The sequence below is a fragment of the Mesorhizobium sp. P3_A2 genome (genome assembly GCF_056403115.1).
This window is the reverse complement of the sequence record NZ_JBFUGC010000016.1, coordinates 23,677-41,781: the sequence shown is the minus strand read 5'-3', so window position 1 is coordinate 41,781 and position 18,105 is coordinate 23,677. Positions and strand designations below refer to the sequence as shown.

The window sequence follows — 18,105 nt, the reverse complement described above, 5'->3', positions numbered from 1 at the left end:
GCGGCAATTTGGGCGCTATTCCTCTTTGGCCAGATACTTTTCCAGCCAGTGGATGTCGTAGTCGCCATTGGCGATGTCGGCATTGCCGACCAAGTCGCGAAACAGCGGCAGCGTCGTCTTGATGCCGTCGACGACGAATTCGTCGAGCGCCCGGCGCAGCCGCATCATGCATTCGACGCGGTTGCGTCCATGCACGATCAGCTTGCCGATCAGGCTGTCGTAATAGGGCGGTATCTTGTAGCCGGAATAGACACCGGAATCGACGCGGATGCCGAGGCCGCCAGGCGTGTGGAAATGCGTGATCGTGCCGGGCGAGGGCGTGAAGGTGCGCGGATCCTCGGCGTTGATGCGGCATTCGATGGCGTGGCCGTTGAACTTGATGTCCTCCTGGCGCACCGAAAGCCCGCCGCCGGAGGCGACGCGGATCTGCTCATGCACGAGATCGATGCCGGTGATGGCTTCCGTCACCGGATGCTCGACCTGCAGGCGCGTGTTCATCTCAATGAAGTAGAACTCGCCATTCTCGTAGAGGAATTCGATGGTACCGGCGCCGGAATAGCCGAGGTCGGCGATGGCCTTGGCGCAGATACCGCCGATGCGGGCGCGCTCCTCGGCATTGAGGGCCGGCGAGGGCGCCTCTTCCCAGACCTTCTGGTGGCGGCGCTGCAGCGAACAGTCGCGCTCGCCGAAATGCACGCCGCGGCCGGCGCCGTCGCCGAACACCTGCACCTCGATGTGGCGCGGCTTTTGCAGGTATTTTTCGATGTAGACGGCATCGTCGCCGAAGGCGGCACCGGCTTCCGTGCTCGCTGTCTGCAAGGCGATCTCAAGGTCAGCCTCGGTAAGAGCGACTTTCATGCCGCGCCCGCCACCGCCCGCCGAGGCCTTGATGATCACGGGATAGCCGATCTCGGCGGCAATGCGCTTGGCTTCCTTCTGATCGGTGACGGCGCCTTCCGAGCCGGGCACCACCGGGATGCCGAGACGCTTCGCGGTGCGCTTGGCCTCGATCTTGTCGCCCATGATGCGGATATGGTCGCCGGACGGGCCGATGAAGGTGATGTTGTGGGCGGCCAGGATGTCGGCGAACTTGGCGTTCTCCGACAGGAAGCCATAGCCTGGATGCACGGCGTCGGCGCCGGTGATCTCGCAGGCGGCAACGATCTGGTGGATGTTGAGATAGCTGTCGCGCGACGGCGGCGGGCCGATGCATACGCTCTCGTCGGCAAGCCTGACATGCATGGCGTCCGCATCGGCGGTCGAATGCACCACCACCGTCTGGATACCGAGTTCCTTGCAGGCGCGCAGCACCCGAAGCGCGATTTCGCCGCGATTGGCGATGAGGATCTTCTGGAACATCCGGCCCGCTCTACTCGATCACGACGAGCGGCATGCCGTATTCGACCGGCTGGCCGTCCTCGAACAGGATCGCCATCACCGTGCCGGCCCGCGGCGAAGGGATCTGGTTCATCGTCTTCATCGCCTCGATGATCAGCAGCGTCTGGCCTTCCTTGACCTTCTGGCCGATCTCGATGAAGGCCTTGGCGTCGGGCGAGGGGGCGAGATAGGCGGTGCCGACCATCGGCGAGGGGACCGCGTTCTTGGACGGATCGGCCGCCGCGGGTGCAGCAGCGCTCGCCGCGGGCTGCGCTGCCGGTGCATAGCCTGCTTGAGGTGCTGCAATGGCGTGGACGGCGGCCGGCGCCTGGCGCGATACGCGCACCTTCAGGTCGCCGAGCTCGACCTCGATCTCGGTGAGGTTGGTGTCGTTCAGTATGCCCGCCAGATCGCGGATCAGTTGCTGGTCAACACCGGTCTTCTTTATCGACATTTTCGAGCCTTCTGTTTGTTGGCCGGTCATAGGCGTGCCGCCAGCGCCTGCAGCGCCAGCGAGTAGCCAAGCGGCCCGAACCCGCAGATCATGCCGACAGCGACCGGCGCAACCATGGAGACGTGGCGGAATGGTTCCCGCGCGTGGATGTTGGAGAGGTGAACTTCGGCGACGGGCAGCGGCGCGATGGCGCGGATGGCGTCGTGAATGGCGATCGAGGTGTGGCTGTAGGCACCCGGATTGATGACGATGCCGGCGGCCTTGTCGCCGGCCTCCTGGATCCAGTCGACGAGGTCGCCCTCATGGTTCGACTGGCGAAAATCGATCTCGAGGCCAAGTGCGGCGCCTGCCTGCTTGCAATCGTCGGCGATCGCGGCAAGCGTCTTGCCGCCATAGATGCCGGGCTCGCGCTTGCCGAGCGCGTTCAGGTTGGGACCGTTCAGGACGAAAATCGTTTTCAAAAATGCCGACCTTTTCCCAGCACCTGCCTCAAGCCGGCGCGCAGGGCCTTCTATAATGGGCATAGTCGCCCGCGGAAAGAGCGCAAGTGCGATCTTTCCCTGTCCACAACAGGCCGAAATGTGCCCGTGAGAAATAGGCTCGCGCGCAAGATCAGAGCGCGGCTTTCGCCGCCTCGATCTTTTCGGCCAGCACTTCCTGGCCAAGCGCACCGAACACCACCTCGTTGCCGACCACGTAGGACGGCGTTCCAGTGATGGCCAGCTTGTTGGCGAGGTCGAAAGTCTTGGAGAAAGCCTCGGTGATGGTCGGGTCCTTCATCTTCTCGCGCAACTCCGCCTCATCGGCGCCGAGCGACAGCGCCACCTTGATGGCCGCAGCCTCTGTGGCGCGGCCCTGGCCGCCGAGCAGCGCATTGTGGAACTCGCCGTACTTCTCCGGCTTCATCAGGTGGAATGCCATCGAGACGACGCTGGCCTTCTGCGAATCCGGGCCGAGGATCGGGAATTCCTTGAGCACGAAGCGCAGGTCCGGATCGGACTTGGTCAGCGCCCGCATGTCCTCGATGGCGCGTTTGCAGAAGCCGCAATTGTAATCGTAGAACTCGACGATGGTGACCTTGCCCTTCGGATTGCCGACGACGCCGTCGAAGGCCGAGTTGAAGATCTCATCCTTGGCCTTGGTAATGACGCCGAGTGCGGCAATGCGCTGCTCTTCCTTCTGTTTGGCCTCCAGCGCGTCCTGCACTTCGAGGAGCACTTCCGGGTTCTTCAACAGATAGTCGCGGATGATGCCTTCGACCTCGGCGCGGTCGATCTTGGTGTCCGAGGACGCTACCTGCACGATCTGCGCCGTATCGGCCTTTGCCACCTGCGGACTGCCGGCGACGAACCCGAAAGCCAGCATGGCAAGAGCAGCCGCCACTCCCGTCGTGCCTAGCAATATTGCCTTGTTCATCGTCTGATCCTCTTACCGGTTCCGGTCTATTTTAGTCGCTGCGAGCGACCGGAAGGTTCATTTCTTGAGTTTGCCTGAAGGGTTGTAGTTTATGATGTCCTGCGCGCGAATCCAGCCGGGCTCGCCGCGCTTCAAGTCCTTTTGTGCGCGCATGGCAAAGATTTTGGCATTCTTGTAGTCGCCGGAATAGAAATGGCCCTCGGCGGTGGCGAGTTCCGCGGCCGGGATGTTGCCGAGTTCGCCATAGGCCTGGGCCAGATAGCGGTATCCGGCGGTATTTTCCTTGTCGCGCCCGAGACCGTTGTTGATCTGCACCACCGCCTTCTTCAGTGAATCGGGGGTGCCGATGGCCATCAGTGCCTGGCCGAGGGACACGGGCAACAGGCCCGACTTCACCGGATCGAGGCTGACCGCCTTGGCATAGGCATCCGCCGCATCCTTCGGCTTGTTGGCCTTCATCAGGGTGTCGCCGCGCAATTCCTGGAAATAGGGGTTCTTCGGCTGTTCCTTGATCAATGCGTTGGTCTTGGTGAGTGCCGCACCCAGATTCCCGTAGAGATAGGCCATCTGCGCCTCGCCATAGCGCGATGGGAGGCTGCCCGGGGCCTTGCGCATCAGCCGCGTGGCAGCGGCCTGGCCACCCATATAGGCGGCGATCTTGATGCGCATCATGTCGTGCCGCTGCTGCAGCGCGGGCGGATCGACCTTGTCGACATTGGGGCTTTGCTTGACCAGCACTTCGAGATTGGCGATGCGCTCCTGCGGCATGGGATGGCTGATCCGGTAGGGATCGACCTGCGTGCCGGACAGAGACAGCGCGTTCTGGAAGCGGGCGAAGGTCTTCAGCATGCCCATGCCGGACTGGCCGGTGGCGTTGAGATAGGTGATGGCCGAGCGGTCGGCGGTCGACTCTTCGGTGCGCTGGTAGGCAAGAATGCTGCGCTGCGCCATCTCGCCACCGCCGGCGGCGACACCCATGCCGGCGCCGGCAAGGCCGCGGCTGTTGGTGGTGGCGCCGGCAACGATGGCGCCGGCGCCAAGCAGCGTGGCGATGATGGCCATCGTCTTGGCGCGCTCGAGCTGGTCACGCAATTTCTGCTGATGGCCGCCGGCGATGTGGCCGGCTTCGTGGGCGATGACGCCGATGATCTCATTGGGCGTTTCGGCCTGCATCAGCGCGCCGGTGTTGATGAACAGCCGACGCCCGGTGACGAAGGCGTTAAAACTCTGATCGTTGACCAGGACGATATCGACGCCGTCATTGGCAAGACCAGCCGCCTTGAAGATCGGCCGCGCATAGTCGCGCACCAGCGCCTCGATCTCGGCATCGCGCACCACCGGCACGGCCTGCGCGAATGCTGTCACCGTGCCGGAGATCGCAACAGTGGCGGCAAGCAAAAGCGTCGCGAAGCCGCGCGCTGTCTTCCCGATGGAATATTTTGAAATCGTCGATTTGGGTCGGCTCAGCATGAGGTCCACTGGTAAACGAGCGGGCGAACGATGAAAAGAGTCGGCACCGAAACTAGGCTAACTTGTGATCCTCACATCAATCGGGCATTTGTGCGGCGCTGCCATCCGGGTTGATGGCCTGGAGCGGCGGGATCGGGCGGAAAGAGTGAGGTCAAATGGTTGTTTCGCTGTCGCGCCGCGGTGAAGTCGAGCCGTTTCATGCCATGGACATCCTGGCCGAGGCCAACCGGCTGAAGGCGACAGGCGTGCCTGTCGTCTCCATGGCTGTCGGCCAGCCATCCGATCCGGCGCCGGTGGGGGTCAGGGAAGCCGCCGTAAATGCGCTGAAGATCGGTCGCATCGGCTATACCGATGCGCTCGGCCTGGTGGATCTGCGCAAGGCGATCGCCGCGCATTATGGCGATCATTACGGGATCGACGTCGCGCCGAACCGGATCGCCGTGACGACGGGATCGTCGGCAGCCTTCAATCTGGCCTTCCTGGCGATGTTCGATCCGGGCGACCGCGTCGCCATCGCAGCGCCTGGCTATCCCGCCTATCGCAACATCATGGCCGCGCTCGGCATCGAGATCGTCGAGATCGAGCTCGGCAGCGACGCCTATCTGCATGCCGACCATTTGAAGGTGGCGCATCGGGAAAAACCGCTGAAGGGCGTGCTGTTCGCCAGTCCGGCCAATCCGACCGGCGCCGTCATTCCCGCCGATGAGCTCTCGGCGCTGGTGAGGACAGCCGAAGAACTCGGCATCGCGGTCATATCGGATGAGATCTATCACCGGCTGGCTTATGCCGCGCCCGACACCACGGCGCTGGCCTATGGTTCCGGGGTGACGGTCATCAATTCGTTCTCGAAATACTATTGCATGACCGGCTGGCGTATCGGCTGGATGGTGCTGCCGGACGCCCTGGTGCGGCCCATCGAGCGCATTGCCCAGAGCCTCTATATCTCGCCGCCGGAACTGTCGCAGATCGCGGCGATCGAAGCCTTCAAGGCGACGGAAGAGCTGGAAGCGGTGAAGGCGCGCTACGCCTGGAATCGCGAGCTGTTGATGCAGCGCCTGCCGGAGCTCGGATTTCCGCTGGCCGCCCCCATGGACGGCGCGTTCTATGCTTTCTGCGATGTCACCCGGCACACCAATGACAGCATGGCCTTTGCGCGCAAAATGCTGGCCGAGGCGCATGTGGCGGCGACGCCCGGCCGTGATTTCGATCCGCTGGCCGGACACCGCACAATGCGGTTTTCCTATGCCGGCAGCCATGACGATATGGTCGAGGCGATGGCGCGCATCGAGCGCTGGCTGAAATAGCGGGGACGAGCATGCCGGAACTCGAACAAGCGCTGGCCGAAGTTGCCGCCGAAATGGCTGAGCGAACCGATCGCGGCGACGTCGCCACCTACATTCCACAGCTCGGCAAGGTCGATCCGAAGAAATTCGGCATTGCCGCCGTCACCAATGACGGCCGCGTGCTTGTTGCCGGCGACGCCGACCAGGCGTTCTCGATCCAGAGCATTTCGAAGGTTTTCACCCTGACGCTGGCGTTGGGCAATGTCGGCGACGCGCTGTGGCAGCGTGTTGGGCGTGAGCCCTCGGGCAATCCGTTCAACTCGATCGTCCAGCTCGAGCATGAGAACGGCATTCCGCGCAATCCGTTCATCAATGCCGGCGCCATCGTCGTTTCCGACATCCTGCTCGCCGGCCACCAGCCGCGTGAAGCGATCGGCGAGATCCTGCGCTTCATCCAGTTCCTCGCCGACGATGAGACGATCATCATCGATCGCGAGGTCGCGGCGTCCGAACGCGCCACCGGATACCGCAACTTTGCGCTTGCCAACTATATGAAATCCTTCGGCAATCTTCACCATGCGCCGGAGCTGGCGCTGGGCGTCTACTTCCACCATTGCGCCATCGCCATGAGCTGCCGGCAACTGGCGTTGGCCGGCCGTTTTCTCGCCAATGGCGGCAAGAACCCAGCGACCGGGCATTCCGTGGTGTCGGCCGAGCGCGCACGCCGCATCGGCGCCATGATGCTGACCTGCGGCCACTATGACGGCTCCGGCGATTTTGCTTTCCGTGTCGGCATTCCCGGCAAAAGCGGCGTCGGCGGTGGCATATTGGGGATCGTGCCGGGTGTCGCCTCGCTTGCCGTGTGGTCGCCCGGCTTGAACGCCAACGGCAATTCGAAGCTGGGGTCGATCGCCTTGGAAAAACTGGCCAGGACGATGAACTGGTCGATCTTCGCTCCCTGACGGGTTCGGCCATTCCCAGATACGAAAATCCCGCGCCGTCTTTCGAGCGGCGCGGGATTTCTATTGTTCAAGCAATCAGTTCAACTGACTGAAATTCTTAGAAAAAGCCCTTCCGCTGCCACCAGCCGGCACGCTTCGGCTTTTCCTCGGCCTTTGCCTCGTCGGCAACGCTGGAGGAAACCACCGGCACGACCGGGGTATCCGCCGCGACGGCCTTGCGCCGGGTCGGTCGAGCAGGCGCTTCCTCCTCGACTGGAGCGACAGGCGCAGGCGTCTCCACCTTTGCCGGTGCGACTTCCTCGACTGGGGCAGTAGCCGGCACTTCGGCCACCGTCTCGGCGGGGATTTCGGCCACGGCCTTCTTCGCCCTCGAGGCGCGCTTCTTCTTCGGCTTTTCGGCTGGGGCGTCGTCGTTAGCCGCGGCGGGAGCCGCAGCTTCTTCAACCGCTACCGCCGCGACCGGTTCGGCTTCAGCAGCATCGGCCACCGAAACGTCGGCGGTTTGGCCGGCTTCGATCTCGGTGCCGCCTTCGCCGTCCTCACGGCGATTGCGCTTGCCACCGCGCTTGCCTCGCCGACGCTTCTTGCCCTGGGCGTCATCAGATGCCTCCACGGCTTCGACGGCGCCAACTGGGGCTTCGCTCTGCGGTACCGCATTATCTTCGCCCGGTTCAGAGGCAAAGTCGTTGGTTGCCACAGGGATCGAAGCACCTTCGGCGGTCTGGCCATGCTCGCGCTCGCCGTGCTCGCGGTCGCGATCCTTGCCGCCGCGCCGCCTGCGGCGCTTGCGGCGCTTGCGGTCGCGGCCTTCGCCGTCCTCAGCCGATCTCGGCTGCTGCTGCGACTGCGGCTGCGCCTGGCGCGGCTGCTCGGCCTGCACCACGACCTCGTCTTCTTCCTCCTCGATGACGATCTCGTCCTCGGGCTCTTCCGGCTCGACATAGGCGGGCAGGCTCCGCTGCTCGACAAAGCCTTCCGGCTTTTCGGCAATAGCGCCGCGGAAGATCGCATAGTGCTGCACACCGACCGTGTCATCAGCCTCGATGGTGATGGTCAGGCCGAAGCGGCTTTCGAGTTCCACCAACGTGCCGCGCTTGTGGTTGAGCACATAGAGCGCGGTTGCCGCCGGCGTCCGCACCGTGATGTGGCTGCGCGAATCCTTGAGCAGGAATTCCTCGATCGCCCGCACCACCATCAGCGCCACCGACGAATCGGAGCGCACATGGCCGGTGCCGCCGCAATGCGGGCAGGGCTTCATGGTCGATTCCAGCACGCTGGCGCGGATGCGCTGGCGCGACATTTCCATCAGGCCGAAATGCGAGATGCGGCCGACCTGGATGCGAGCCCGGTCGTTCTTGAGGTGATCCTTTAGCCGTTTCTCGACGGAGCGGTTGTTGCGGTTCTCCTCCATGTCGATGAAGTCGATGACGATCAGGCCGGCGAGATCGCGCAGCCTCAACTGCCGGGCGACTTCTTCCGCCGCTTCGAGGTTGGTGTGGAGCGCGGTGTCCTCGATCGAGTGCTCCTTGGTGGAACGGCCCGAATTGACGTCGATGGCGACCAGAGCTTCGGTCTGGTTGATGATGATGTAGCCGCCGCTCTTCAGCGTCACCTGCGGCTGCAGCATGCGGTCGAGTTGCGCCTCGATGCCGTTGCGCACGAAGATCGGCGTCGTGTCGCGGAAAGGCTGAACCACCTTGGCGTGGCTCGGCATCAGCATGCGCATGAAATCCTTGGCTTCGCGATAGCCTTCCTCGCCGGAGACAAGAATCTCGTCGATATCCTTGTTGTAGAGGTCGCGCACCGAGCGCTTGATCAGGCTGCCTTCCTCATAAACAAGGGCAGGGGCGGTGGATTGCAGGGTCAGATTGCGGACGTTTTCCCAAAGCCGCATCAAATATTCGTAGTCGCGCTTGATCTCGGCCTTGGTGCGGCTTTCGCCGGCGGTGCGCAGGATGACGCCCATGCCCTGCGGCACTTCGAGATCGGCAACGACCTCCTTGAGGCGCTTGCGGTCGACCGCGCTGGTGATCTTGCGCGAAATTCCGCCACCGCGCGCCGTGTTGGGCATCAGCACCGAATAGCGGCCGGCAAGCGACAGATAGGTGGTCAGAGCCGCGCCCTTGTTGCCGCGCTCTTCCTTGACCACCTGCACCAGCAGGATCTGCCGGCGCTTGATGACTTCCTGGATCTTGTACTGGCGGCGCACCGGCTTGCGGCGGTTGCGCACCTCTTCCAGCGCATCCTCGGCGCCGACCGATTCAATCTCGTGGTCGTCGGGATGCGAGGACTGCACCTCTTCCAGCATGCCGCGATCATTGTCGCTGGAGGTGGATTCGCCGCTGTGATCGGCCGAAACAGTTTCGCCGCTAGCCTCGCTGGAGGCCGCCTCGTCGCCGGCCTCAGCCTGCGGGACGGCTTCGGAGATCACATCCGCTTCGACGCTTGCCGCGATCGATGTCGGGCCGCCTTCTGACGGTTCGGTCTCGGATGTCTCAGTCTCGGAGGTTTCGCTGTCGCTATGCGCGGCGTGATCTTCATGCCCGGCGGTATCAGCCGCGGCATGCTCGAAAGCAGGCTCTTCGGCAACGGCATCGCTGCCGGTGTCGCCATGTTCGCCGTTTTCATCATCGGTACCGGCGTCGCGCTTGTGTTCGCCACGCTCGCGGCCTTTGCCGCCGCGCCGGCGGCCGCGCCGGCCGCGATCGCGGCTCTGGCGGTCGTCGCCGTCATTGTCCTCATTCTCCTCGTCTTCGGCTTCCTGCGCTTCGGCGCGCAGCAGAGCCTGACGATCGGCGACCGGGATCTGGTAATAGTCGGGGTGTATTTCACTGAAGGCGAGGAAACCGTGACGGTTGCCGCCATATTCGACAAAGGCTGCCTGAAGGGAAGGTTCGACGCGCGTTACGCGGGCGAGATAGATGTTTCCTTTGAGCTGCTTCTTGTCCTGGGATTCAAAGTCGAATTCTTCAATACGGTTACCGCGGATAACGACAACGCGTGTTTCCTCCGGGTGGGAGGCGTCTATCAGCATTTTGTTGGGCATTATTTCGTTTCCCCCCGGCAGCCGCCAGCCGCAGCTTGCGAGGCAAAGCCCGCTGCTGCGTGTCTGTGATGTGGGTGCCGGATGTCTGGATGGTTGCTGGCCGCCGCTTGAGCGCCATGGCGGTGCCGCCCGCAGCCATTATGGCGCGGTTTGATGCGGACCTTTCCATGATTGCGCTTGAAGCCATCGTCACCAGCAGAACCTTTTGAACCAAAGCCCGGGCGAACCGGACCAGCTTGTTTGCTCATACAGAGCCGGCACGGGAACAAACCCGGCCGTTTTCCTCACGCAGGCGATTCCCCCGCCACGGGCGCACACCTGCGAAATTCGTCGCGATCACCTGAAGCCTTTTCGCTGGAAGCGAAAGGAGCCGCCTTTCATCTGACCTGTAGCAGGAAGCTGCGGGAGAAGCGGTTCCAGGATTGCAGTGATCCACCATCGCTTTTATGATTTGACGGGGTGGAAGGCAACCCCGATTTCGGATGCCGGCAAAAAGCAGTGCCGTAACGGAAGCACAGGCCTTAATCCTCAATGAAAAGGCTTGGTTAACCTTCTCTGGATACCAATCGTTAATCGAGTCTGCGGCCTGACCGGCATTTCGACCAACCACGCGGGCGCGAGGCGCCAAACCGGGAGCGACTGCAAAGAGATGGGACTGGCGGGCACCACAGACAAGGGCCATGGCCGTGCAGGCCTTTTGCTGCGCGCTGCGATTGTGCTTTTGCTGCTGGCGCTCTGCTCCGGTTTTGCGCCGGGTTCACGCGCGGCCGATGCGCCGCTCGGCGCCACCGCCTACAAGATGGCGGGCGACGCCACCAAGATGCGCATCGTCATCGATTTCGACCGCGAACCCGATATCAAATGGTTCCTGCTGCGCGGCCCCAACCGGCTGGTCGTCGACCTGCCGCGCACACGATTCGCCATCAGCGCGAAGGACGCCAAGGCGCGCGGCCTGGTCAAGGCGGTGCGCTATGGCGATCAAGGCGAGGGATCGCGGCTGATCCTCACCGGCAAGGGGCCGTTCGCGGTCGACAAGCTCGACGTGCTCAAGAACGATGATGGAACCGGCTACCGCATCGCCATCGACATGTCGGCGGCCTCGGATCGCGAGTTCGATGAAGCCCTTGCCAACCAGGCGCTGACCACTGGCTCGACCGTCTCCACCGACAAGGGCGCCAGGGTCGGCACCGGGCCGGTCTCCAATCCGGGGCATCGCTTCACCGTCGTCATCGATCCCGGCCATGGCGGCATCGACGGTGGCGCCGAAGGTCTCAACGGCACCATCGAGAAGAACGTCACGCTGGCCTTCGCCACCGAATTGCGCGACAAGCTCGCCGCCGTCGGCAGCTACGACGTGTTCATGACGCGCGAGACCGACGAATTCCTGCGGCTCGACGACCGCGTGCGCATTGCCCGCCAGCACGAGGCGGACCTGTTGATCTCGATCCATGCCGACACGATCAGCGTCAAGGGCATCAGAGGCGCCACCGTCTACACCGTCTCCGACAAGGCATCCGACCCGGAAGCGCAGGCGCTGGCCGATCGCGAAAACCTTTCCGACCAGTTCGCCGGCATGGTGATCAAGGACGACAACAAGGAAGTCACCGACATCCTGATCGACCTGATCCGCCGCGAGACACATAATTTCTCGATGAGCTTTGCCCACACGCTGGTCGGCCAGCTGTCCACCAGCGTCGGCCTGATCAACAATCCGCAGCGCTCGGCAGGCTTCAAGGTGCTGAAGGCGCCCGATGTGCCGTCGGTGCTGGTCGAACTCGGCTATCTCTCCAACGCCAAGGACGAGGCGCAACTGCTCGACGCCGACTGGCGCGGCAAGGCGGCGCAGAGCATCACCAACGCCGTCGCTTTGTTTGCCTCCGCCAAGATGGGAACGGGAACCGGAGGCTGAGATGGCCGCCGCCGCCCACAACCAGAGGCAGCGTTGCACGACGACAACACCGGGCGCTTTTATTTCCGGTGGGGGATGCAGAAATCGGGCGCTGCCCCATTTTGTCCACATGGTGGCGACATGGGTTTTCCATCACGGATCGGGACCATTGCGAAGGCTTGCGCGAAAGGCGGCTTCGTCTAGGAAATTCCCGAACCTCGGACTGGAGCGGGCATGATTCGTCTCATCGGCTATTTCTTTGGTATCGGCACGACGCTGGCGCTTCTGGTTGCCGCGGGCGTGGCGATATACATCAGCCATCTGTCGAAGGACCTGCCCGACTACGAAGTGCTGGCCAAGTACGAGCCGCCGGTGACGACCCGGATCCATGCCTCCGACGGCTCGCTGATGGCAGAATATGCGCGCGAACGGCGGCTCTATCTGCCGATCCAGGCGGTTCCGGACCGGGTCAAGGCGGCGTTCCTGTCGGCCGAGGACAAGAATTTCTACAACCATCCCGGCATCGACATCACCGGGCTTGGCCGCGCCGTCTACGTCAACCTGCAGAATGTGGGCTCGGGCAGGCGCCAGGTCGGCGCCTCGACCATCACCCAGCAGGTGGCAAAGAACTTCCTGCTGTCCTCGGACCAGACCTACGAGCGCAAGATCAAGGAGATGATCCTGGCCTTCCGCATCGAGCAGGCGTATTCGAAGGACCGCATCCTCGAGCTCTACCTCAACGAGATCTTCTTCGGTTTCGGCGCCTATGGCGTTGCGGGCGCGGCGCTGACCTATTTCGACAAGTCGGTCAACGAACTCACCGTCGCGGAAGCCGCCTATCTGGCGTCGCTGCCGAAAGGTCCCAACAACTACCATCCCTTCAAGCATGCCGACCGCGCCATCGAGCGCCGCAACTGGGTCATCGACCAGATGGTCGAGAATGGCTACGTGACGCGCGAGGAAGGCGACAAGGCCAAGGCCGAGCCGCTCGGCGTGACGCCGCGCCGCAACGGCTCCTATCTGTTTGCGGGCGAATACTTCACCGAGGAAGTGCGCCGCCAGATCATCGCGCGCTATGGCGAGAACGCGCTCTATGAGGGCGGCCTGTCGGTGCGCACGACGCTCGATCCGAAGATCCAGCTCATCGCCCGCAAGTCGATGCAGAACGGTTTGCTCAAATACGATACGCTGCGCGGCTATCGCGGACCGGTGACGCATATCGACGCTTCCGGCGACTGGGGCGTGGCGCTGGGCGCCGTCAAGGGCTTGGAAGACGTGCCGGAATGGTCGCTTGCCGTCGTGCTCGACAGCTCGGATACCGGCCTTTCCATCGGCCTGCAGCCGAAGCGGCAGATTTCAGGCGATATCGTCAAGGAACGCGTCGAAGGCACCGTCAGCAAGGAAGACATGAGCTTTGCCATGCGCCATGTGGTCGACGGCAAGACGGTCAAGGCCAAGTCGCCGGCCGACGTGCTGCAGCCGGGCGATGTCATCTTCGTGCAGAAAAACGAAGGTTCGGACGGCGCCTATACGCTGCGCCAGGTGCCGGAAGTGGAGGGCGGCCTGATCGCCATGGATCCGCATACCGGCCGCGTGCTGGCCATGGTCGGCGGCTTCTCCTATGCGCAGTCGGAGTTCAACCGCGCCACGCAGGCGATGCGCCAGCCGGGCTCGTCGTTCAAGCCGATCGTCTATTCGGCCGCGCTCGACAATGGCTATACGCCGGCCTCGGTGATCATGGACGGACCGATCACCATCCAGAGCGGCAACACGACCTGGACGCCGAAGAACTATGACGGCACGGTCGCCGGCCCCGCGACCTTGCGCTCCGGTATCGAAAAGTCGCGCAATTTGATGACGGTGCGGCTGGCCAACGACATGGGCATGAAGCTGGTGGTGGAATATGCCGAGCGCTTCGGAGTCTACGACCATCTGGCGCCGTATCTGCCAATGGCGCTGGGCTCCGGCGAGACGACCGTGATGCGCATGGTGTCGGCCTATTCGATCATGGCCAATGGCGGCAAGTCGATCAAACCCTCGCTTATCGATCGCATCCAGGACCGCTACGGCAAGACGGTGTTCAAGCAGGACGAGCGCGGCTGCGAAGGCTGCAATGCGTCCGAATGGAACAACCAGCCTGAGCCGGAACTGGTCGACAATTCCGAGCAGGTGCTCGACCCGATGACCGCCTACCAGATCACCTCGATGATGGAAGGCGTCGTCCAGCGCGGCACCGGCGCTACCATCGCCGAACTTGGCCGCCACATTGCCGGCAAGACCGGTACGACCAATGACGAGAAGGACGCCTGGTTCATCGGCTACACGCCGAACCTCGTCGTCGGCCTCTATATGGGCTTTGACACGCCGAAAGGGCTTGGCAAGGGCGCGACGGGTGGTGGTCTGGCGGCGCCCATCTTCAAGGATTTCATGCGCGTTGCGCTGGACGGCACGCCCAATGTCGACTTCAAGGTGCCGGAAGGCATGAACCTGGTCGCCATCAACCGCAAGACCGGCATGCGTGCCGCGGCGGGCGATGCCGGCACCATCATCGAAGCCTTCAAGCCCGGCACCGGCCCCGCTGACAGCTATTGGGTGATCGGCATGGGGGCCGACGGCTCCAATGGCGCCGGGGGACCGCTGTCGCCGCAGGCGACGGAAGCCATCCAGGCGCCCGGCGGCGGGCTTTACTGACGATCTGACTTCTTATGTTGAATGGGCTGGCCTGTTAAGCCGGCCCATTTCGCTTTACAGGCAGCAATGCCGTCCCTATGTATCGCGCCGACCCAAGCGCCACTTCAAAAACAGGACAGAACAACCAGCCATGCGCGCGGAAACGCAGAACATTGTCGATGAGATCAGGCAGGCGATAACCCTGCTGAGGAGGCATCTTTGACTGGGATCAGGCCATAAAGCGGCTTGAATACCTGAATGTGCGGGCCGAGGACGCCAGCCTCTGGAACGAACCACTGGAAGCGCAAAAGCTGATGCGCGAGCGTCAGGGCCTCGAAGAAGGCATTGCTGCGGTCAAGGGCCTGACGCAGGCACTGGAAGACAATATCGGCCTGATCGAGCTTGGTGAGGAAGAGGGCGACGAGGGCGTGGTCGCCGAGGCCGAAGCCGCCATCCGCTCGATGCAAGGCGAAGCCAAGGCCCGCCAGGTCGAGACGCTGCTGTCGGGCGAAGCCGACGCCAACGACACCTATCTCGAAGTCCATGCCGGCGCCGGCGGCACCGAGAGCCAGGACTGGGCCTCGATGCTGTTGCGCATGTATACGCGCTGGGCCGAACGGCGCCGCTTCAAGGTCGAAGTGCTGGAAGTCCATGACGGCGAAGAGGCCGGCATCAAATCCGCTACGCTCTTGATCAAGGGCCACAACGCCTATGGCTGGCTGAAGACCGAATCCGGCGTCCATCGCCTCGTGCGCATTTCGCCCTATGACAGCAATGCGCGCCGCCATACGTCCTTCTCCAGCATCTGGGTCTATCCGGTCGTCGATGACAGGATCGAGATCGACGTCTCGGAATCCGACGTGCGCATCGACACCTACCGCTCGTCCGGTTCGGGCGGCCAGCACGTCAACACGACGGATTCGGCTGTCCGCATCACGCATATCGCGACCGGCATTGCGGTCGCCTGCCAGGCCGAGCGCTCGCAGCACAAGAACAAGGCGAAGGCCTGGGAAATGCTGCGCTCGCGCCTCTACGAGGAAGAGCTGAAGAAGCGCGAAGCGGTGGCCAACGCCACCGAGGCGTCGAAGAGCGACATCGGCTGGGGACACCAGATCCGTTCCTATGTGCTGCAGCCCTACCAGTTGGTGAAGGATCTGCGCACCGGCGTCGAAAGCACCAGCCCGTCGAGCGTGCTCGACGGCGATCTCGACGACTTCATGGAAGCCTCGCTGTCGCAGCGCATTGAAGGCGGGGCGGGCGAAGCGGTGGCCGACCTCGACTAAGACACGTCCATATCCTCAAGGCGTCGGGCAAAGGAGAGACCGATGACTCGCAAGCTCAGCGGAAAGTGCTTTTGCGGCGCGGTCCACTATGAGGTGGCGGACGAATTCGTCTATGCCGCGAATTGCCATTGTTCGAACTGCCGGCGCACCACAGGTTCGGCTTTCAAGCCGTTCGCCGGCATCGAACGCGACAAGTTCGCCCTTGCCGAAGGGCATCACGGGCTCATCCATTTCGGTGACGACAGCGGCCACGATGCGCATTGCAGCCGCTGCGGCTCGCTGCTCTATTCGCTGGTCCGCGACGGCGCCTATGTCCATGTCGCCATGGGCACGCTGGTCGACGATCCGACGATCCGGCCGACGGCGCATATTTTCGTCGGCTCCAAGGCGCCGTGGTTCACCATCGCCGACGACCTGCCGCAATATGAAGGACACGCCTCCGACGGCTAATGCTTCTTGGGCATCGCGTCGTTAATCTCTCATTAACCAAGCCGGCGCACCCTTTTGGACGGCAGATGTCGGCGCGCGGGGTGCGGCACTGTAGCACCTATGCACTTCTTGCGCCGACCAAGGAATCAGCCCAGCATCTCGGGCTGAGGGGTGAAAAAGCATTTATGGCCGGACGCGGCATATCTGCGAGCTGACGATTCGGCCACTGGGAAGACACGTTCCAAGAACGGGCAAGCAAACGCTTGATGCTCGCTTGAAAGGAACGTTTCCATGTCTGCTGCCATAGTCCGATCGGCCAGAGCCGTTCAACCGGCTGGCCGACTTTTGTTTTCCCTGTTCGTGATCGGCGCGATCGCGGGCCTGACCGCTCCCGGCTTCGCCCATGACGCCAAGCCGACGGCGGCGAAGCCGCTAGGCTGGAGTTATCCCTTCGCCTGCTGCGCCAACTATGACTGCCGCACCACCCATACGGGCGAGGTGCTGGAAAAACCCGAGGGCTATGTCATCGCCGGAACGGGGGAGGTCGTTCCGATGAGCGACAAGCGGGTCAAGGACTCACCCGACGGCGATTTCCACTGGTGCGCGCACCAGGCTGGTCTCGACGCCGGCAAGACGATCTGCCTGTTCGTACCGCCGCGTTCCTACTGACGGCTGTCGACAAAGTTCATCGGAAGGCAGGCCGTAGTTCCAGAATTTCTTTTGGCGGCAGAGCGTCGGCTCTCACCGCCTAAAACCGCTGCCACCACACGTTCGCGAAGATCATTGGAAAGACGTCGGGTCATCAGATGCTGGCCTCCACTCCAGCCAGCATCTTGAATCACAAAACCGACAAAATCGGGAATCCCCTTCGATTCCGTAAAGGCGTGAACCGCTCTAGGTGTTTTTGTGCTTGCGTCACACGGAAGGAGCGACTGCTGAGGCGAAGTCGCGATATGAGCGCAGGGGGCGGCCCAGAAGCGCCGTCAGGCGCTCGACGTCGCCGGCCTCAGGCAGCATCCCGTCGGTGAAGAAGCGCTCGCCCATCAGGCGCATGTCGTAAGCCATCCAGGCGGGCAAGACCTGCTTGAGATTTTGCTCAAAGGCCTCTGCATTGTCGCCGCTGTAGCTGATCGGGCGGGCAAGCACGTCTGACCAGATTGCGGCAATATCCGTCCCGGTCAGTGTCTGCGGACCGACGAGGTTGATCCGGTCGAGCGCCAGCGGCTCCTCGGACTGTTCGCGGCGCAGCAGCTCAAGAGCGGCGATCTCGGCGATATCACGGGCGTCGATCATGGCGAGACCCTTGGCGCCGATCGGCATTGGGTAGATGCCATAGCCGGTGATGGTGTCTTCGATCATCAGATCGTTCTGGATGAAGTAAGCCGGGCGCAAGATCGTAGCCTTGAAGTCCATCTGCTCGATCATTCGCTCGACACCGAACTTGCCCGCGAAATGCGGCACGTTCACATAGGCGTCAGCGTGGATCACCGACAGATAGACGATCCGCTCGATGCCGGCCGATCGGGCGACGTTCAGCGCGATCAAAGCCTGGGTGAATTCATCCGGTACCACGGCGTTCAAGAGGAACAGCGTGGAAACCCCGGACATGGCTTTGCGCAGCGAGTCGACGTCGAGAAAGTCGCCTTGTACGACGGATACGCCTGCCGGGAAGCCCGCCTTCGACGGATCGCGCACGAGAGCACGGACATCGGCGCCGCGCTTGACGAGGTGTTCGACGACTTGGCGGCCAATATTGCCGGTGGCGCCGGTAACGAGAATGGTCATGAAATTTCTCCTGTTGGATTGCTTGACACCTCCAATATGTGT

Annotated in this window: 14 protein-coding genes; 7 read left to right on the top strand and 7 right to left on the bottom strand. The window is 62.8% G+C overall.

From position 1 onward, the window contains the following. Window positions 1–15: 15 nt before the first annotated feature. The 5 genes from accC to AC1DXM_RS28190 form a co-directional block, all read right to left on the bottom strand. Window positions 16–1,359, bottom strand: coding sequence for an acetyl-CoA carboxylase biotin carboxylase subunit (gene accC, locus AC1DXM_RS28210; protein ID WP_477238270.1), 1,344 nt, complete (start codon window positions 1,357–1,359; stop codon window positions 16–18). Between the two features lie 10 nt (window positions 1,360–1,369). Continuing rightward, entirely contained in the window at window positions 1,370–1,831 is a 462-nt protein-coding gene (accB, locus tag AC1DXM_RS28205) for an acetyl-CoA carboxylase biotin carboxyl carrier protein (protein ID WP_477238268.1), read from the bottom strand. 26 nt (window positions 1,832–1,857) lie between these two features. Then, entirely contained in the window at window positions 1,858–2,292 is a 435-nt protein-coding gene (gene aroQ, locus AC1DXM_RS28200; RefSeq protein WP_112564337.1) for a type II 3-dehydroquinate dehydratase, read from the bottom strand. Between the two features lie 151 nt (window positions 2,293–2,443). Then, window positions 2,444–3,247, bottom strand: coding sequence for a DsbA family protein (locus tag AC1DXM_RS28195; RefSeq protein WP_477238266.1), 804 nt, complete (start codon window positions 3,245–3,247; stop codon window positions 2,444–2,446). A 57-nt stretch (window positions 3,248–3,304) separates the two neighbouring features. Further along, complete coding sequence (locus tag AC1DXM_RS28190; RefSeq protein WP_477238264.1) at window positions 3,305–4,717, bottom strand: M48 family metalloprotease; 1,413 nt, start codon at window positions 4,715–4,717, stop codon at window positions 3,305–3,307. Window positions 4,718–4,872: 155 nt separating this feature from the next. On the opposite strand from AC1DXM_RS28190, the gene AC1DXM_RS28185 reads away from it, so the two are divergent. Both AC1DXM_RS28185 and AC1DXM_RS28180 read left to right on the top strand, forming a co-directional pair. Next, window positions 4,873–6,021 carry a pyridoxal phosphate-dependent aminotransferase gene (locus tag AC1DXM_RS28185; RefSeq protein ID WP_477238262.1) on the top strand — a complete coding sequence of 383 codons (1,149 nt, stop codon included), beginning with the start codon at window positions 4,873–4,875 and terminating at the stop codon, window positions 6,019–6,021. Window positions 6,022–6,032: 11 nt separating this feature from the next. Further along, window positions 6,033–6,962 (top strand): glutaminase, encoded by a 930-nt coding sequence (locus tag AC1DXM_RS28180; protein ID WP_477238260.1) that lies wholly within the window; start codon window positions 6,033–6,035, stop codon window positions 6,960–6,962. 97 nt (window positions 6,963–7,059) lie between these two features. On the opposite strand, the gene AC1DXM_RS28175 is transcribed toward AC1DXM_RS28180, so the two are convergent. Next, the gene (locus tag AC1DXM_RS28175) at window positions 7,060–10,008 is read right to left on the bottom strand and encodes an Rne/Rng family ribonuclease (protein WP_477238258.1); all 2,949 of its coding nucleotides are present in this window, start codon (window positions 10,006–10,008) and stop codon (window positions 7,060–7,062) included. A 649-nt stretch (window positions 10,009–10,657) separates the two neighbouring features. Between AC1DXM_RS28175 and AC1DXM_RS28170 the strand changes: the two genes are divergently transcribed. The 5 genes from AC1DXM_RS28170 (at window position 10,658) to AC1DXM_RS28150 (ending at window position 16,947) form a co-directional block, all read left to right on the top strand. After that, window positions 10,658–11,917, top strand: a complete 1,260-nt coding sequence (locus AC1DXM_RS28170; protein WP_477238256.1) for an N-acetylmuramoyl-L-alanine amidase — start codon at window positions 10,658–10,660, stop codon at window positions 11,915–11,917. Between the two features lie 213 nt (window positions 11,918–12,130). Continuing rightward, a complete protein-coding gene (locus AC1DXM_RS28165) occupies window positions 12,131–14,587 on the top strand; it encodes a penicillin-binding protein 1A (protein WP_477238254.1) in 2,457 nt (818 codons plus the stop codon). A gap of 130 nt (window positions 14,588–14,717) precedes the next feature. Beyond that, window positions 14,718–15,849, top strand: a protein-coding gene (prfB, locus tag AC1DXM_RS28160) for a peptide chain release factor 2 (protein ID WP_112564354.1) whose coding sequence is annotated in 2 segments (ribosomal slippage) — window positions 14,718–14,783 and window positions 14,785–15,849 — 1,131 coding nt in all. Because the reading frame shifts where the segments join, the coding sequence is not laid out codon by codon here. Between the two features lie 42 nt (window positions 15,850–15,891). After that, a complete protein-coding gene (locus AC1DXM_RS28155; protein ID WP_203280391.1) occupies window positions 15,892–16,299 on the top strand; it encodes a GFA family protein in 408 nt (135 codons plus the stop codon). Window positions 16,300–16,569: 270 nt separating this feature from the next. After that, window positions 16,570–16,947, top strand: a complete 378-nt coding sequence (locus AC1DXM_RS28150; protein WP_477238251.1) for a hypothetical protein — start codon at window positions 16,570–16,572, stop codon at window positions 16,945–16,947. Between the two features lie 246 nt (window positions 16,948–17,193). On the opposite strand, the gene AC1DXM_RS28145 is transcribed toward AC1DXM_RS28150, so the two are convergent. Next, a complete protein-coding gene (locus tag AC1DXM_RS28145) occupies window positions 17,194–18,063 on the bottom strand; it encodes an SDR family oxidoreductase (protein ID WP_477238249.1) in 870 nt (289 codons plus the stop codon). Window positions 18,064–18,105 lie beyond the last annotated feature (42 nt).

Coding starts and splice junctions, on each gene's coding strand:
- accC (WP_477238270.1), bottom strand. CDS start 1,359: ATGTTCCAGAAGATCCTCATCGCCAATCGCGGCGAAATCGCGCTTCGG.
- accB (WP_477238268.1), bottom strand. CDS start 1,831: ATGTCGATAAAGAAGACCGGTGTTGACCAGCAACTGATCCGCGATCTG.
- AC1DXM_RS28195 (WP_477238266.1), bottom strand. CDS start 3,247: ATGAACAAGGCAATATTGCTAGGCACGACGGGAGTGGCGGCTGCTCTT.
- AC1DXM_RS28190 (WP_477238264.1), bottom strand. CDS start 4,717: ATGCTGAGCCGACCCAAATCGACGATTTCAAAATATTCCATCGGGAAG.
- AC1DXM_RS28185 (WP_477238262.1), top strand. CDS start 4,873: ATGGTTGTTTCGCTGTCGCGCCGCGGTGAAGTCGAGCCGTTTCATGCC.
- AC1DXM_RS28180 (WP_477238260.1), top strand. CDS start 6,033: ATGCCGGAACTCGAACAAGCGCTGGCCGAAGTTGCCGCCGAAATGGCT.
- AC1DXM_RS28175 (WP_477238258.1), bottom strand. CDS start 10,008: ATGCCCAACAAAATGCTGATAGACGCCTCCCACCCGGAGGAAACACGC.
- AC1DXM_RS28170 (WP_477238256.1), top strand. CDS start 10,658: ATGGGACTGGCGGGCACCACAGACAAGGGCCATGGCCGTGCAGGCCTT.
- AC1DXM_RS28165 (WP_477238254.1), top strand. CDS start 12,131: ATGATTCGTCTCATCGGCTATTTCTTTGGTATCGGCACGACGCTGGCG.
- AC1DXM_RS28155 (WP_203280391.1), top strand. CDS start 15,892: ATGACTCGCAAGCTCAGCGGAAAGTGCTTTTGCGGCGCGGTCCACTAT.
- AC1DXM_RS28150 (WP_477238251.1), top strand. CDS start 16,570: ATGTCTGCTGCCATAGTCCGATCGGCCAGAGCCGTTCAACCGGCTGGC.
- AC1DXM_RS28145 (WP_477238249.1), bottom strand. CDS start 18,063: ATGACCATTCTCGTTACCGGCGCCACCGGCAATATTGGCCGCCAAGTC.